The 15,480-nt window shown below is 73.6% G+C and carries 13 protein-coding genes; 9 read left to right on the top strand and 4 right to left on the bottom strand.

Annotated elements, in window-relative coordinates; genetic code table 11:
* Positions 1–30: 30 nt before the first annotated feature.
* Positions 31–1,467: a GuaB1 family IMP dehydrogenase-related protein gene (locus NITAL_RS14335; RefSeq protein ID WP_052666926.1), complete on the top strand. Its 1,437-nt coding sequence runs from the start codon at positions 31–33 to the stop codon at positions 1,465–1,467.
* 3 nt (positions 1,468–1,470) lie between these two features.
* Here NITAL_RS14335 and NITAL_RS14330 read toward each other — a convergent pair whose 3' ends face one another.
* Positions 1,471–2,430 carry an aldo/keto reductase gene (locus tag NITAL_RS14330; protein WP_052669693.1) on the bottom strand — a complete coding sequence of 320 codons (960 nt, stop codon included), beginning with the start codon at positions 2,428–2,430 and terminating at the stop codon, positions 1,471–1,473.
* A gap of 338 nt (positions 2,431–2,768) precedes the next feature.
* Here NITAL_RS14330 and NITAL_RS14325 point away from each other — a divergent pair, with 338 nt between their 5' ends.
* The 3 genes from NITAL_RS14325 to NITAL_RS14315 all read left to right on the top strand — a co-directional run bounded on the left by NITAL_RS14325 (position 2,769) and on the right by NITAL_RS14315 (position 6,281).
* Positions 2,769–4,541 carry a protein kinase domain-containing protein gene (locus NITAL_RS14325; RefSeq protein WP_157041844.1) on the top strand — a complete coding sequence of 591 codons (1,773 nt, stop codon included), beginning with the start codon at positions 2,769–2,771 and terminating at the stop codon, positions 4,539–4,541.
* A 395-nt stretch (positions 4,542–4,936) separates the two neighbouring features.
* Complete coding sequence (locus tag NITAL_RS14320; RefSeq protein WP_169786841.1) at positions 4,937–5,854, top strand: NAD-dependent epimerase/dehydratase family protein; 918 nt, start codon at positions 4,937–4,939, stop codon at positions 5,852–5,854.
* Positions 5,847–6,281, top strand: coding sequence for a hypothetical protein (locus tag NITAL_RS14315; RefSeq protein ID WP_157041843.1), 435 nt, complete (start codon positions 5,847–5,849; stop codon positions 6,279–6,281). Before NITAL_RS14320 ends, NITAL_RS14315 begins: the two co-directional genes overlap by 8 nt.
* An 18-nt stretch (positions 6,282–6,299) precedes the next feature.
* On the opposite strand, the gene NITAL_RS14310 is transcribed toward NITAL_RS14315, so the two are convergent.
* Positions 6,300–7,106: an SDR family oxidoreductase gene (locus NITAL_RS14310; RefSeq protein ID WP_052666922.1), complete on the bottom strand. Its 807-nt coding sequence runs from the start codon at positions 7,104–7,106 to the stop codon at positions 6,300–6,302.
* 115 nt (positions 7,107–7,221) lie between these two features.
* On the opposite strand from NITAL_RS14310, the gene gtfA reads away from it, so the two are divergent.
* Together gtfA and NITAL_RS14300 are read left to right on the top strand one after the other, a co-directional pair.
* Positions 7,222–8,721 (top strand): sucrose phosphorylase, encoded by a 1,500-nt coding sequence (gene gtfA, locus NITAL_RS14305; RefSeq protein WP_052666921.1) that lies wholly within the window; start codon positions 7,222–7,224, stop codon positions 8,719–8,721.
* 114 nt (positions 8,722–8,835) lie between these two features.
* Positions 8,836–9,252: a hypothetical protein gene (locus NITAL_RS14300; RefSeq protein ID WP_157041842.1), complete on the top strand. Its 417-nt coding sequence runs from the start codon at positions 8,836–8,838 to the stop codon at positions 9,250–9,252.
* Positions 9,253–9,322: 70 nt separating this feature from the next.
* On the opposite strand, the gene NITAL_RS14295 is transcribed toward NITAL_RS14300, so the two are convergent.
* Positions 9,323–10,135, bottom strand: a complete 813-nt coding sequence (locus NITAL_RS14295; RefSeq protein WP_052666919.1) for a TrmH family RNA methyltransferase — start codon at positions 10,133–10,135, stop codon at positions 9,323–9,325.
* 351 nt (positions 10,136–10,486) lie between these two features.
* Between NITAL_RS14295 and NITAL_RS14290 the strand changes: the two genes are divergently transcribed.
* The gene (locus NITAL_RS14290; RefSeq protein WP_083441584.1) at positions 10,487–11,929 is read left to right on the top strand and encodes a DEAD/DEAH box helicase; all 1,443 of its coding nucleotides are present in this window, start codon (positions 10,487–10,489) and stop codon (positions 11,927–11,929) included.
* Between the two features lie 37 nt (positions 11,930–11,966).
* Here the strand turns inward: NITAL_RS14290 and NITAL_RS14285 are convergent, their stop codons facing one another.
* On the bottom strand, positions 11,967–12,740 hold the full coding sequence (locus tag NITAL_RS14285) for a lysophospholipid acyltransferase family protein (protein WP_052666918.1): 774 nt from the start codon (positions 12,738–12,740) through the stop codon (positions 11,967–11,969).
* Between the two features lie 197 nt (positions 12,741–12,937).
* On the opposite strand from NITAL_RS14285, the gene NITAL_RS14280 reads away from it, so the two are divergent.
* Positions 12,938–14,500, top strand: coding sequence for a flavin-containing monooxygenase (locus tag NITAL_RS14280; protein WP_083441583.1), 1,563 nt, complete (start codon positions 12,938–12,940; stop codon positions 14,498–14,500).
* Positions 14,497–15,480, top strand: a complete 984-nt coding sequence (locus NITAL_RS14275) for an alpha/beta hydrolase (RefSeq protein WP_052666916.1) — start codon at positions 14,497–14,499, stop codon at positions 15,478–15,480. Before NITAL_RS14280 ends, NITAL_RS14275 begins: the two co-directional genes overlap by 4 nt.

The raw sequence follows: 15,480 nt of genomic DNA, 5'->3' as shown, positions 1-15,480 counted from the left end.
GTCCCCTCGCTCCCGACCGACGAGCCGCCCGTGCGCTTCCTCGACGGCCACACGCCAGCCCACGACCTGACCTACGAGGACGCCTTCCTCGTCCCCGCCCGGTCGGCGATCACCTCACGTCTCGACGTGGCCCTCGACAGCAACGACGGCACGGGGACCAGCGTGCCCCTCGTCGCCGCGAACATGACCGCGGTCTCGGGCCGGCGCATGGCCGAGACCCTCGCTCGCCGGGGCGGGCTCGCGGTCCTGCCCCAGGACATCCCGGTGGACGTGGTCGCCGAGGTGGTGGCGTGGGTCAAGGGCCGCCACCCGGTGGTGGAGACCCCGATCGCGCTCGCCCCCAACGACACGGTCGGCGACGCGCTCGCGCTGATCCCCAAGCGTGCCCACGGGGCCGCGGTGATCGTCGACGCGGACGCACCGGTCGGCATCGTGACGATGGCCGACCTCGGGGACGTCGACCGGTTCACCCAGCTCGGTCGGGTCATGTCCGACCACCCCACCACGATCCCGGCCGACGTCGATCCGAGGGACGCGTTCGACCTGCTGGCCGAGGCACGCCACCGCCTCGCACCTGCCGTCGACGCGGACGGCCGACTCGTGGGGATCCTCACCCGCGCCGGTGCGCTGCGCTCCACCCTCTACCGGCCGAACCTCGACGCCGCCGGCCGACTGGCGATCGCCGCAGCCATCGGCGTCAGCGGTGACGCGGCAGCCACGGCCCGCAAGCTCGTGGCCGCCGGTGTGGACGTCCTGGTGCTCGACACCGCCCACGGCCACCAGGACCGCATGCTCGACGCGCTCCGCACCGTCCGTCACGAGGACCTCGGCGTGCCGGTGGTGGCCGGCAACGTGGTGACCGTCGAGGGCGTCCGTGACCTCGTCGAGGCCGGAGCCGACATCGTGAAGGTCGGTGTCGGCCCGGGCGCCATGTGCACCACCCGCATGATGACCGGCGTGGGTCGCCCCCAGCTGTCGGCGGTCATCGCGTGCGCCGAGGTCGCCCGGGACCTCGGGGCGCACGTGTGGGCCGACGGCGGCGTCCGCCACCCCCGCGACATCGCGCTCGCGTTGGCCGCCGGCGCGTCCAACGTCATGGTCGGATCGTGGTTCGCGGGCACGCACGAGTCCCCCGGCGACCTCGAGCACGACGCCGACGGCCGCCCCTTCAAGATCTCGTTCGGCATGGCCTCGGCGCGGGCGGTCAAGCAACGCACCGAGGGCGAGAGCGCGTTCGACCGCGCGCGCAAGGCCATGTTCGAGGAGGGCATCTCGTCGGGGCGGATGCCGCTCGACCCGGTGGCACCGGGTGTGGAGGACCTCGTCGACCGCATCGTGGCCGGCGTCCGCAGCGCCTGCACCTACGCCGGTGCGTCGGACCTCGCGTCCTTCCGTGATCGCGCCGTCCTCGGCGTCCAGACACGATCCGGGTACGCCGAGGGCCGGCCGATCAGCGGCGGCTGGTGACCGTCACCCGACGATGGCCTCGATGCGGTCCTTGACCTCGGGGGTCAGCTTCGGGAGCAGCGCCACCGCGCCCATGTTGTCGTGCACCTGCTCGACGCGGGAGGCACCGGTGATGACCGAGGACACGTTCGGGTTCGAGGCGCACCAGGCGATGGCCAGCTGGGCCAGGCTGCCGCCGAGCTCGTCGGCGACCGTCGCCAGTTCCCGGACCGTCGCGTTCTTCTGCTCGTCGGTGAGGGACTCGGCGAGCCACCCGAACCCCTCGAGCGCCGCGCGTGAGTCCGACGGCACGCCGTCGATGTACTTGCCGGTCAGGAGGCCCGACGCGAGCGGCGACCAGATCGTGGTACCGAGCCCGATGTCCTCGTACAGCCGCGCGTACTCCTTCTCCACCCGACGACGGTGGAACAGGTTGTACTGGGGCTGCTCGACGATCGGCTTGTGCCAGCCGTAGCGGTCGCAGACCTCCCACGCGGCGCGGATCTCGTCGGCGGTCCACTCCGAGGTACCCCAGTACAGGGCCCAGCCACGCTCGACGACGTCGTGCATCGCCCGCGCGGTCTCCTCGATGGGGGTCTCGGGGTCCGCGCGGTGGCAGTAGACGAGGTCGAGGTGATCGAGGCCGAAGCGCTCGAGCGACCCCTCGACGGCCTCGATGAGGTACTTGCGGTTGAGGGTGTTGCGGGAGTTCGGGCCGTCGTGCAGCCCCCAGAAGAACTTCGACGACACCACGTAGGAGTGACGCTCCCAGCCGAGCTGGCGGATCGCGTCGCCCATGATGCGCTCCGACTCACCCCCGGCGTAGGCCTCGGCGTTGTCGAAGAAGTTGACACCGGCGTCGTAGGCGGCGGACATGCACTCGACCGCACGTTCGACGTCCACCTGGTTCTTGAAGGTCACCCACGACCCGAAGGACAGGACGCTGACCTTCAGGCCGCTGCGGCCGAGCCGGCGGTAGGGCATGGGGTGCTCGGACGGGGTGACCTCGGACACGGTGGGGCCTTCCGGTACGGGAGGGAGCACGGGGTGGGACGCCGGACGGGAGGGTCCGTGGCCGACGCGGGGAGCGGATGGCGCCGACTCCGGCAGCCTAGAGCCCGAGGCCCGGGACGTCCGGCGGTGCCGGGCTGGTCGGAGGGGCTGACCTCGTCCCTCCTCCCGGCCCGTTACCGTGCACCCCGCGCGGGACCGATCGCGCAGGTGCGGTGGCCCACCGGCCGCCTGCCCAACCTCGTCAGCTCGACGCCAGCGCGACGCCGGCTCGAGGTCAGCTGGAACGAGACGTCGGCACGGAGGCGGTGGTGGCAGCGACAGGCGAGCGGGGCCGTGTCCTCGCGGACCGCTACGAGCTGCGCGACAAGCTCGGTCACGGGGGTGCCGGGACGGTGTGGCGCGGCCACGACCGGGCGCTCGACCGTCCGGTGGCCGTCAAGCTGCTGCACGCCGACCTGGCCGGCGACCGGGCTGCCGGGACCCGCTTCCGCACCGAGGCGACGGCAGCGGCGAAGCTGACCCACCCGAACGCGGTCCTGGTCTACGACCTCGGACAGGACCTCGACGAGACCTACCTGGTCATGGAGCTGGTCGAGGGCGTCAACCTCGGCGACATCCTCGACGACGGCCCCCTCCCGGCGGGCCTCGCTGCCGCGCTCGGTGCGCAGGTGGCCAGCGCGCTCGGGACGGCGCACGCTGCTGGGATCGTGCACCGCGACGTCAAGCCCGCCAACGTGCTGGTGACGGTGGACGGCGCCGCCAAGCTGGCCGACTTCGGCATCGCGCGCGCCCTCGGAGCCGCCACGTCCCGGCTCACCCGGACCGGCACCGTCCTCGGCACGGCGCGGTACCTGGCTCCCGAACAGCTGCGCGACGACCCGATCGACGCCCGCGCCGACGTCTACGCCCTCGGGCTGGTCCTGCACGAGGCCCTGACCGGGCGCGCACCGTTCGGTGAGGGCAACGCCGTCGAGGTCGCCGCGCGGCGCCTGACCACGGTGCTGCCCCACGTCAGCGACCTCATGCCCGGCATCCCCCCGGGCCTCGAGGAGGTCATCGAGTGGTCGACGCGCGTCGATCCGCGGGAGCGCCCGACGGACGGCAACGACCTGGCCGACGCCCTCCGCGCGTTCGCCTCACGTGGTGCCGACACGGCCATCGCGGCCCGCGTCGCCCGTGTGCCCCAGCGCAACACCACGCCCGTCGCCTCGGAGCGGATCGCTCCGATCGACGTGGCAGGCTCACCACCCGAACCGCTCGACGCGCCGCCTGCGCCCCCGGTGGATCCGGGTGTCCCGCTCGACCCGGGCGGCGACGCTGCGCCGGCGGACGAGCCGCCCATCGGCAGCACCCGGGCCATCCCGGTCACCGACACCGCGGGGGGCGCGGCCGCCGTGCCCGCCGCCCCCCGGGACGCGACCTCCGCCTACTCCGAGCTGCCCGGCGACGAGGCAACGGCGGCGCCTGCCGGCCCCTCCACAGGACGCCGCTGGCTGGTCGGTGTCGTGGCGGCGATCGCCGTGCTGCTCGGCGCCATCGCACTGAACGCCGCCAACGACGGCACGCTCGAACCCGGGGACGACGCCGGCACACCGACGGCCAGCGGCGACGCCGAGGGCGAGCCCCTCCCCGTCGCGGCATCGGGGGACCTCGACCCCGAGGGTGACCTGCGCGAGCACGGCGACCAGGTCGAGAACGCGCACGACGGCGACGCCGACACCTTCTGGCCCACCGAGACCTACCGTTCCTCGGACTTCAGTGGCCTGCCGAAATCCGGTGTCGGCATCTGGCTCGAGCTCGAGGAACCGCAGGCGCTCGACCGCGTCGAGGTCGAGCTCAACGTGGCCGGTGGCAGCCTCGAGCTGTACGCATCGGACCAGGGGCCGCCCGACGACGAGCAGCTCCCCGGCGACTGGGGGACCCGGCTGGGCGGTGGCGAGGTCCCCGACGCCCGCCTGCAGTTCCCGAACCTGCCGCGCGGCGAGATCCGCACGGTGGTGCTGTGGTTCACCGATCTGCCCGAGAGCAGCCGGAGCGGCTGGCGGGCCGAGGTCCGCGACGTACGCCTCATCGGACGCTGACTCCGGCCGCGGGCGCCGCACTCACGGGCGTTCGCTACCGGTTGCAACCGCACGTGCCGAGGCGGGGGTTCGCTACCGGTAGCAACCGCATGTGCTGGTGCGGGCGGTGGTCACGGGCGGTTCACGACCGCCGGGTGTCTCGCGTCCGCTGGGTGGCCGACGACGCACGGGGGCTCACCAGTCGCCCGCCGGACACGTGGCACCCACCGGCCTTCTCTCGGCGACGGGGGTACGGCGCACGGAACCCGAGCGTGCTCGATGCATGCTCACCGGACGCTGAGGCGTCACCCGAACGGACGGCCGAGGCGTCGCCGCAGGGGCGGTCGCACGACGGCTACGGTCCGGCTGTCGTCGCAGCGGCCGTTCCGGCCGGCGGCCGGTCGTCGGAGGTGGGTGTGAGCGAGGTCCTGGTCACTGGCGCGACGGGGTTCGTGGGAGGACGGATCGCCCGACGCCTGGCCGAACGCGGCGTCGACGTGGTGGCCCTGGTCCGGTCGCCGTCCGACGCGCTGGCCGATCTCGGCATCGCCCAGCGCACCGTGGCGCTGCAGGACCTCGAGGGCATCCAGGCCGTGGCCGGCCAGGCGCGGGCGATCGTGCACGCCGCCGCCACGGCAGGCCCCGACCACGCCACGGCGGACGAGGTCAACGTCCACGGCACGCGCGGAGTGACCGGCGCCGCGTTGCTGTCGGACCTGCGCCTGATCCACATCTCGACCACGTCGGTCTACGACCTCGCCGCGGTCGGTGACACCGTCGTGGACGAACTGGCTCCCCTCGTGGCCCGCGACGACACGCCGCTGGTCAGCAGCTCCGGCAACGCCTACGCCACGACGAAGGCGCTGGCCGAGGGGGAGGTCGTGCGCGCGGTCCAGAGCGGGCTCGTCGGCGCCGTCCTCCGCCCACCGGCGGTGCTCGGCGCCGGGCCGACCTCGACCTGGGGAACGCGGGTCCCCCGACGCATCCGCGACGGCGAGGCGCTCCCCATCGCCGAGGACAGCACCTTCGGCTGGGTCCACGTCGAGGACCTGGTCGACGCGGTCCTGGCCGCGTTGGACGCCGACCCCGAGGTCGTGCGCGGCCTGATCACCAACGTGGTCGGCGGGCACGTGCCCTTCGCCACCTACCGGGATGCGGTCCGAGCGATCGTCGGTGGACCGCAGGTACCGACGCCCGAGGACGCGATGGCGTGGCGCGGGAGCTACGCGACGACGCAGCTGCTCCAGACCCTCGACGTGCGACCCTCGCGTACGTTCGAGGAGGCCATGGACGAGATCCGCACGAGCTGGGAGCACGGTGACCTCGATGCCTGACCCCGACCGCCCAACGGCACCCACGGGCACCCCACGGATCGGGACCCCCATCAGCGCGACCGGTCGTGGCTACCGCCGCGCGGTCCCGCCACACCTCGACGAGGAGGCGAGACAGCGGCTGCGCTGGCTGCTCGACGACCCCGAGCACTGGGTGCTGCGCACCAGCTGGGAACGCTACCTGCGCACCGGCGACCAGAGCCTGCTGATCACCACCGATCAGCTCACCCAGGACCAACGCGTCGCGGCGGCCGCGTGGCTCGGGCAGCAACGTCACGCCCTGCACCGGGCCATCGAGGGCGGCGACCGGGCGCCCGACGGCTGGCTCGAGGAGCTGCCGATGATGCGGGCGTTCGTGCGCCGCGGGCACCCGAGCCGCCTGCAGCGTGCGGTACCCCGCCAGCCCGGCGGCCCGACGACCGAGGCCTGACCGAGCTGGCCACCCTCGTCAGCCCAGCGTCCCGCTGCCGGCCAATGCCCGTCGGAGCGCACCGATCCAGCGATCGCGATCGGCGGCCTTGAACGCCACGTGGTCGGCCACCTCGGGGTGCGGCAGGATCAGGAAGCGCTCCTCGGCCAGCCCGGCGACGACCGCGTCGGCGACGTCCTCGGGCTCGAGCACCGCCGACGCCGCCCGGACCGCCAGGGCCGAGGCGTTGCCGGACTCGGCGGCGTCCTGCAGGAGCGGGGTGTTGACCGCCTGCGGGCACAGCGTGCTGACCCCGATCCCGCGCCCGCCGTAGGTGACCGCGAGCCACTCGGCGAACCCCACGGCCGCGTGCTTGGTGGCCGTGTACGGCGCGTCACCGGGGGTCGTCAGCAGCCCGGCCGCCGACGCGGTGTGCAGCAGGTAGCCCGAGCCGCGCGCCACCATCCGCGGGACGACCGCACGCGCCCCGTGCAGCTGCGACAGGACGTTGACCTGCCACGCCCGCTCCCACTGCTCGTCGGTCGCGTCGAGGCCGGCGCCGATGCCGATGCCGGCGTTCGAGCAGAGCAGGTCGACGGGTCCGAGTTCGGCCTCGGCGCGGTCGATCATCGCCTCGACCTGCTCGCGGACGGCGACGTCGACCTGCAGCGCGAGGGTGCGGCATCCGTCGTCTCCGAGCTCGGCGGCCAGCCGCTGCACCGACGGCAGATCGAGATCGGCCAGCAGCAGCGCCGCCGCCCCCTCGACGGCGAAGCGCCGCGCCATCGCGGCCCCGATGCCGCTGCCTGCTCCCGTGATCACGACCACCGCACCGCGCAGCTGCATCCTGGCTCCCTCTCGCCGTCGGACCGTCGGACCGTCGGCAAGATGTTAGTGGTCGTTCACGTTGCGTGGCTGCCTACGCTCCCCGGGACCCCAGCCCAACGTCGAGGTATCCGCGTTGCGTGACCACGTCCAGCTCATCACCTACGCCGACCGGCTCGCCGGTGACCTGCGCGGGTTGACGGCGCTGCTCACCGGACCGTTGGACGGCGTGTTCGACGCCGTCCACGTCCTGCCGTTCTTCACCCCGATCGACGGCGCGGACGCCGGGTTCGACCCCGTCGACCACACCGAGGTCGATCCCCGCCTCGGCGACTGGTCCGACGTCGAGGCGCTCGGCCGCGTCCTGCCGGTGATGGCCGACCTCATCGTCAACCACGTGTCGGCCGACTCCCCCGCCTTCCGCGACGTGATCGCCCGCGGTGCGTCGTCGCCGCACGCCGGCATGTTCCTCACCCTGGACGCGGTGTTCCCGGGCGGTGCCCGCGAGGCCGACCTCCTCGCGATCTACCGCCCCCGACCGGGCCTGCCGCTGACCGCCGTGCAGCACGCCGACCGGACCCGGCGGCTGTACTGGACCACCTTCACGCCCCAGCAGATCGACCTCGACGTCCACCACCCCGGCAGCGTCGCCTACCTCGACGGCATCCTCGACCGCTTCGCCGCCCACGGCATCCGGATGGTCCGCCTCGACGCCGTGGGGTACGCGGTCAAGACCCCGGGCACGTCCTCGTTCATGACCCCGGAGACGTTCGACTTCATCCGCTACCTGACGGGGCGGGCGCACGCCCGGGGCATCGAGGTCCTGGTCGAGGTGCACAGCTACTGGCGGCGCCAGGTCGAGATCGCCACCGAGGTCGACTGGGTGTACGACTTCGCCCTGCCGCCGCTGGTGCTGCACGCGCTCTACGCCGGTGACGCGTCGGCCCTGCGGCACTGGTGCGAGGTGCGGCCGACCAACGCCGTCACGGTCCTCGACACCCACGACGGCATCGGCGTCATCGACGTCGGGCCGGACACCTCGACCCCCGGTGGCGGCACGGTCGAGCACCTCGGGCTGCTCGACGGCGCCGCCATCGACGCGTTGGTCGAGGGCATCCACGCCGCGAGCGGTGACACCTCGCGCCTCGCGACGGGTGTCGCCGCCTCGAACCTCGACCTCTACCAGGTCAACTGCACGTTCGCGGACGCGTGCGGCGACGAGGCCGGCCACCTGCTCGCCCGCGCGCTCCAGGTGTTCCTCCCCGGCGTGCCGCAGATCTACTACGTGGGGCTCCTCGGGGGAGGCAACGACGTGGACCTCCTCGAGCGCACCGGGGTCGGCCGTGACATCAACCGCCACCGGTACACCCCCGACGAGGTCGCCACCGCGCTCGACCGCCCATTCACGCAGCGGCTGATCGCGCTGCTGCGGCTGCGGCGGACCCACCCCGCGTTCCGTGGCGGGTGGGAGCTGCTCGGGGCGCCGGACCACCAGCTGGCGATGCGGTGGACCGCCGGGGACGATGTCGCCGAACTCCGCGTGGACCTCCGCGACCGGTCGCTGTGCCTCCGGGTGACCGACAGTGGACACCAACAGGAGGTCACCGACCCCCTCGACCTCGCGCACCTCGGCTGACGCCCGTACGACCACGCTGGACGGCTGAGGCCCGACAGGTCGGGCTCCAGGGGAGCGGGTCCGATGCCCGTGGCATCCGCGCTCGCTCTCGGCGTCGTCCGAGGGGAGCCCACGATGACCACGGAAGCTTCGGAACCGTCGACGAAGCGCGACTGGGCGTGGGTGCCGAGGCTGGTGGCGGCCGTCGGTGGCGCGTTCCTCCTCGGGTCGGGGCTGTGGGCGATGGTCGCGCCGGCGGCCTTCTTCGAGGCCGCCGCGATGTTCGAGCCCTACAACGCTCACTTCATCCGCGATGTCGGGGCGTTCATGCTCGGCCTGGGTGCCGTGCTGCTGCTGGCCGCGGCCCGACCGGCCGTGGAAGCCCTCGCGGTCGCGCTCTGCGGGGTCGGCATCGGCGCCGTGGCGCACACCCTCTCCCACATCGTCGACCGCCACGAGGGCGGCACACCCGCCGTCGACATCCCCTTCTGGGTCCTGCTCAGCCTCGTGCTGCTCGGGGCCGGCGTGGCGAGGTGGCGACAGGCCGGCTGATACCGATCACCGCGAGCCGTGAGCGGCGCGGCGCCCGCGGCGGGACCCACGGAGTCGGGTCCGCCGGGGGTCACCGCGGGGCGAGGGCGTGCAGCGCGATCGCGCCAGCGGCGGCGACGTTGAGCGAGTCGACGCCGTCGTGCATCGGGATGCGCGCACGCACGTGGGCACCGGTGATGGCCGCCTCGGTCAGGCCCGGCCCCTCCGCACCGAGGACGAGGGCCACCGGCCGGGCAGCCAGCTCGGCCGCGACGTCGCGCAGTTCGTCGGCCGACGGATCGGGAGTCAACGCGACCGTGCTGACCCCGCGGGCGTGCAGGAGCTCGAGCAGCTCGGGCGTGCCGGCGGGGGTCCGGGCGAACGGCAGCCGTAGGACGTGGCCCATCGAGACCCGGACGCTGCGGCGGTACAGCGGGTCGGCACACCCGGGCCCGAGCAGGACCCCGTCGCACCCGAGGCCCCGCGCCGACCGGAACAGCGTGCCGAGGTTCTCGTGGTCGTTCAGGCCCTCGAGGACGAGCAGCCGCCGGGCTCCGTCGACCACGTCGGCGACGGCCAGCGGTTCGGGCCGGTCACCGCATCCGAGGACCCCCTGGTGCAGCGGGAAGCGGACCAGCTCGTACAGCACGGCCCGCGGGACCACGTAGGCCGGGGCATCGACCTGCGCCAGGACGTCGCTGACCTCGGGGACCCGCTCCTCGGCCAGCAGCAGCGAGCGCACCTCGTACGGCGACGCGACCAGCTCACGGACCGGGTTCGGCCCCTCGGCGATGAACACGCCGCGCTGGTGCTCGTAGCGTTTGCGCAACGCCGGGTCGCTGAGCGCGGCGTAGTCCCCGAGCGCGGGATCGCCCGGGTCGTCGAGGTGCACCAGGTCAGCCATGGCGCGTAGCCAACCACGTGTCGCGCGACCGCCTTCACGGGACCCTCACGCGCCCGGGCCGAGCGAGGTGATACGTTGTGGGCCACGTCGCGAACCTGACGACGACACGCGCGTCGCTCCCGCTGCCCCCAGCTCGTAGCTCCACCGGGGACCGGCCTTCGACGCGGAACCGGTCCTGCGGCGTCCTCATCGCCGTGACCGTCTCCCGGCTGCGTGTCCACCACGCACCGATCCTCCCGTGCCCCCGGCGGCCACCGCCGTGTGCGCGCACGATCGCTGCTCGCCCCGGCCGCTCCCGGCCGGTGGCGCCACCGCGCCCCCAAGCCCGGCGCACCGAACGACGGACCATCCGTGCCCCACTCCACCACCCAGGACCGCCCTGGTACCGCCGGTACCACGAGCCCCCGGTCCTTCGCCGACCTCGGCGTCCCCGCCGAGATCGCCCGCAAGCTCGTCGAGCTCGGCATCACCGCCCCCTTCCCCATCCAGGAGCTGACGGTCGAAGCCGGCCTCGCTGGCCGTGACCTGTCCGGCAAGGCGCCGACCGGGTCCGGCAAGACCCTGGCCTTCTCCATCCCCGTCGCCGCCCGCGTCGGCAAGGGTGCGCCCGGTCGTCCGCGCGCGCTGCTGCTCGTGCCGACGCGCGAGCTCGCCGCGCAGGTCAAGACCGTGCTCGCCCCGTTGGCTGCCGTCCGCGGACGCACCATCGCCACGATCTACGGCGGCACCGACATCCGCAAGGACGTCAAGCGCCTCCGCCAGGGCGTGGACATCATGGTCGCCTGTCCCGGCCGGCTCGCCGATCTCGTCCGACGCGGCGACGTGAAGCTGTCCGACGTCGAGCTCGTCGTGCTCGACGAGGCCGACCGCATGGCCGACATGGGCTTCCTGCCCGAGGTCAAGCGGCTCCTCGACGCGTGCCGAACGGACCGCCAGACCCTGCTGTTCTCGGCCACCCTCGACGGCGATGTCGATGAGCTGGTGCGCCGCTACCAGCGGGACCCGGTCCGCCACGAGGTCGCCCAGCCCGCCGAGGCGCGTGGCGACGTCCGCCACGTCTTCTGGCCGGCCGAGCGTCCGATGCGACGCGCCGTGACCGCCAAGGTCCTGCGTGAGATGACCCCGGCGATCGTCTTCACCCGCACCAAGCGAGGTGCCGACCGCCTGGCGCGTCAGCTCGCGCAGGACGGCATCGCGACCGCCGCCATCCACGGCGACCGCACGCAGCGCCAGCGGGAAAAGGCCCTCAAGAACTTCACCGACGGGTCGGTCACCACGCTGGTGGCCACCGACGTCGCCGCGCGCGGCATCCACGTCGACGACGTCGCGGTGGTCGTGCACTACGACCTGCCGGCCGACCACAAGGACTACGTGCACCGCTCCGGTCGTACCGGCCGCGCAGGTGCCGAGGGTGTGGTCGTCTCCTTCGTCGGCGACGAGGAGTCGACCGACGTCGACAAGATGCAGATCGCGCTGGACCTCCCGCGGGGCCTGCACCACGTCGACGTCGACCTGCTCACCACCGACGACTTCCCGACGCCGACCCTCCCCCACGTGCGGCCGCACCGCACCGGCGGCATCAAGGGCAAGGGTGGCGGCCAGCGCAGCAACGCGGGTCGCGGCAACGGCGCAGCTCGTGGGAGCGGCGGCCAACGCGGCCGCGGCAACGGCGGCAACGCTGGCGGTCGCGGCAGCGCAGGCGGCGGCAACGGTGGTGGCCGGAGCAACGGCGGTCAGCGCAGCGGCGCCCCCAAGGGCGGCGCGCGCAGCGCCAGCCGTCGTCAGACCCGCTGACCCGACGGACCCACCACGCGCGGCGTGACCCGGAGGCTCAGCCCTCCGCGGCGCGCCGCGCGCGGCGTTCGGCGGCGTCCTCGGCGGCGCGACGCTCGGCCTCCTCGACCGTCGGGGCCGTGCCACCGAGGTGCGCCGGCTGCCACCACGCGTCGTCCGGGGACTTCGGGGTCTGCGGGTAGTCCTCCTGGAGGCGCGTGACCAGCTCACCGATGGCGACCATCAGGCGCAGGTGGACCTCGGCCGGGTCGTCACCCGCCGCGTAGGGGATCGGCGGCCCGAAGGCGACCGTGACCACGGTGCCGACGGCCGGCCGGGGCTTCCTGCCCTTGGTGAAGATGCGCTGCGTACCCCAGACGGCTCCCGGGACCAACGGCACGCCGGCGCCCATGGCCATGCGGACCGCGCCGGGCCGTCCGGCGAGCGGCACGAACGACCGACTGATCGTTCCCTCGGGGAACATCCCGACCATCTCGCCGCCGTCGAGCGCCGTAGCCACCTCACGCATCGCGCGCACGGTCTGGCCGCCACGGTCGACCGGGATGTGGCCCATCGCCCGCATCAGCGGGCCCGACACCTTGTGGTCGAACACCTCGCGCTTGGCCACGAAGCGCAGCCGACGTTTGCCCCGCTGCTGGCGCACGCCGTACCCCGAGAACACGAAATCGAGGTAGCCGACGTGGTTGGTCGCCACGACCGCCCCACCCTCGGCCGGGACGTGCTCGACCCCCGTCACCCGGACGTCCCAGCGCAGCAGCTTGAAGATCGTGAGCACGAGGCCGATCACGATCGAGTAGGTGGGGTTCCTCACGGCGGCTCCCGGACGACACGGAGAGCGCGAACCTAGCCCACCCGATCCGCCGCCCCGGGCCGTGCGGTCCTCAGCCGGCGTGCCTCGCGGTCGGCACCCGGCGTGGTGCGCACGACCGCTCGTCCGTCCCCGGCAGGGTGTCGCACGCGGCCACGCCGTACGGTGCCGCCGGGACACGCCGATCGGAGAGGACCACCGTGACGACGCACGCTCCTGCACGCCCGCACGCGGAGGGACCTGCCCGCACCCGCACGCCGAGGGTGGGCGTCATCGGGACCGGGTTCTCCGGCGTGGCGATCGCTGCGGAGCTGCAGACCCTCGGCATCCACAGCTTCACGATGCTCGAGAAAGCCGACGAGATCGGTGGCGTGTGGCGGGACAACACCTACCCCGGAGCTGCCTGCGACGTCCCGAGCCACCTCTACGCGTTCTCGTGGAAGCCCGAGTCCGACTGGTCGCTCCGCTTCGCGCCGCAGGCCGAGATCCACGCCTACCTCCAGGACGCGGCCCGCGAGCGTGGTCTGCTGCCCCACATCCGCTTCGGCGTGGAGGTCGTCCGGGCGGTCTGGTCCGATACCGCCGCCACGTGGCACGTGCACCTCGACACCGGCGAGATCGTGACCTTCGACGTGCTCGTCGCCGGCACGGGTCAGCTGAACCGGCCGGCCATCCCCGCCCTCCCGGGGATCGACGGGTTCACCGGGCTCCACTTCCACTCCGCCCGCTGGGACCACGCGGCCGACCTCGAGGGCCGTGACATGGTGGTCATCGGCACCGGCGCCAGCGCCATCCAGTTCGTCCCGCACCTCGCCGAGACCGCTCAGCAGGTGACCGTCGTGCAGCGCTCGGCCCCCTGGGTCGTGCCGAAGGCCGACCGCGCCTACTCGGCCAGGCAACGGGCGACCTTCGCCAGGGTGCCGGGCTACGCGCGGGCCTACCGCGCGTTCCAGTACCTGCGATACGAGAGCCGCTGGCCGGCGTTCAGCGGCAACGCCCTGGCGGGCCGCGCCGCGACCGCCATCGCCCGGCGCCACATGGAGAGCTCCGTCCACGACCCCGAGCTCCGCGAGCGCCTCACCCCGGACCACCCGATCGGCTGCAAGCGCATCCTGCAGTCCAACGACTGGTACCCCGCCCTGGCTCGACCGAACGTCGACGTGGTCGACGGCCGGGTCACCCGGGTCGAGGCGGACGCGGTCGTCCTCGACGACGGCACCCGGCTGCCGTGTGACACGATCGTGTGGGGTACGGGGTTCAAGACGACCGAGTTCCTGGCGCCGATCGAGCTGCGCGGCCGCGGCGGCACCGACCTGAACGACGCGTGGCGCGACGGCGCCGAGGCACATCTCGGTATCACCGTGGCCGGCTTCCCGAACCTGTTCCTGATGTACGGCCCGAACACCAACCTCGGGCACAACTCGATCATCTTCATGCTCGAGTGCCAGGCGCGGTACATCGGACAGGCGGTGGCGCGGATGGCCGAGGACGACCTGGCCAGCATCGAGGTCCGCGAGGACGTCCACCGCCGGTTCAACGACTCGCTGCAGCGTCGCCTGCAGGGGTCGGTGTGGGCCGGGGGCTGCGACAGCTGGTACGTCGACGAGCACGGCCGGATCGTGAACAACTGGGCGGGCACGACCCTGGAGTACCGCTGGCGGACGCGCCGGTTCGTCGCGCGGGACCACCTCCTGGTCCGGCGCCGTGACCTGCCCACCGGGAACGACCTCGCCCCGGCGGCAGGGTCCGGGGTGCCGACGTGAGGCACACCTCCGACGGGGTCCGGCGTTCCCTCGGCGAGACGGCGGTGGCCGGGCTCGCCCGCGCCGTGGTCGGCCCCACCCTCGACGGGTCCCTCCCCCTGCCGGTCGGGCGGCGATGGCTGGACCTCCTCGGCCGCGCGACCATCGATCCACGCCGTCCGGTCGACGTACGACGAGGCTCGATCGGCGGCGTGCGCTGCGAGGTCGTGCGACCCCGCGGGGCGGCGAGGACGGCTCCGGTCGGCGCACCACAGGGCGACGACCACCTCCTGCTCTACATCCACGGTGGCGGGTTCGTGGTCGGCTCACCGCGCTCCCACCGGCCGCTCGCCGGCGCCCTCGCCCACGCGACGGGCGCGACCGTGGTGGTGCCCGACTACCGGCTCGCCCCCGAGCACCCCTACCCCGCCGCGGCCGACGACGTCCTCGCGGTGCACGCGGCGCTGGGCGACCGCCGCCCTGAGCGGCTGACGGTCGCCGGCGACTCCGCCGGCGGCAACCTCGCCATCGGCCTGGCGATCGCCCTGCGCGATCGGGGGGACCGGTCGCTGGACGCGCTCGGCGCCATCTCGCCGCTGGTCGACATGACGATGCCTCCCGGCAGCTGGGACACCTCCGGTGATGCGGTCCTGCGGCGGGGGACCCTCGACATCGTCGCCGGGTACCTGGCCGGCGCGCGAGCGCCCGACGATCCCCTGGTCTCGCCGCGGTTCGCCGACCTGGCCGACCTCCCGCCGACCCTCGTGCAGGTCGGCGGCGCCGAGGCGCTCCACGACGACGCCGTCGCCTTCGTCGACCGTGTCACCGAGGTGGGCGGCGACATCCACCTCCAGGAGTGGCCCGGCATGTTCCACGTCCACCAGGCCTTCACGCCCCTGATGGCTGCCGCGACCCACGCCATCGACGACCTCGGACGGTTCCTGGCGGCCGGGGCCATCCCCACCGACGCCGCCACGGCCGACGGCGTCCTGCCCGGCTGA

The sequence above is a fragment of the Nitriliruptor alkaliphilus DSM 45188 genome (assembly GCF_000969705.1).
Classification (GTDB): Bacteria; Actinomycetota; Nitriliruptoria; order Nitriliruptorales; family Nitriliruptoraceae; genus Nitriliruptor; species Nitriliruptor alkaliphilus.
This window is presented reverse-complemented; position numbering and strand designations above follow the sequence as displayed.

Bases quoted from the DNA above. Each gene is read 5' to 3' on its own strand.
- NITAL_RS14330 (WP_052669693.1), bottom strand. From the start codon at position 2,430: ATGCCCTACCGCCGGCTCGGCCGCAGCGGCCTGAAGGTCAGCGTCCTG.
- NITAL_RS14315 (WP_157041843.1), top strand. From the start codon at position 5,847: ATGCCTGACCCCGACCGCCCAACGGCACCCACGGGCACCCCACGGATC.
- NITAL_RS14310 (WP_052666922.1), bottom strand. From the start codon at position 7,106: ATGCAGCTGCGCGGTGCGGTGGTCGTGATCACGGGAGCAGGCAGCGGC.
- NITAL_RS14300 (WP_157041842.1), top strand. From the start codon at position 8,836: ATGACCACGGAAGCTTCGGAACCGTCGACGAAGCGCGACTGGGCGTGG.
- NITAL_RS14295 (WP_052666919.1), bottom strand. From the start codon at position 10,135: ATGGCTGACCTGGTGCACCTCGACGACCCGGGCGATCCCGCGCTCGGG.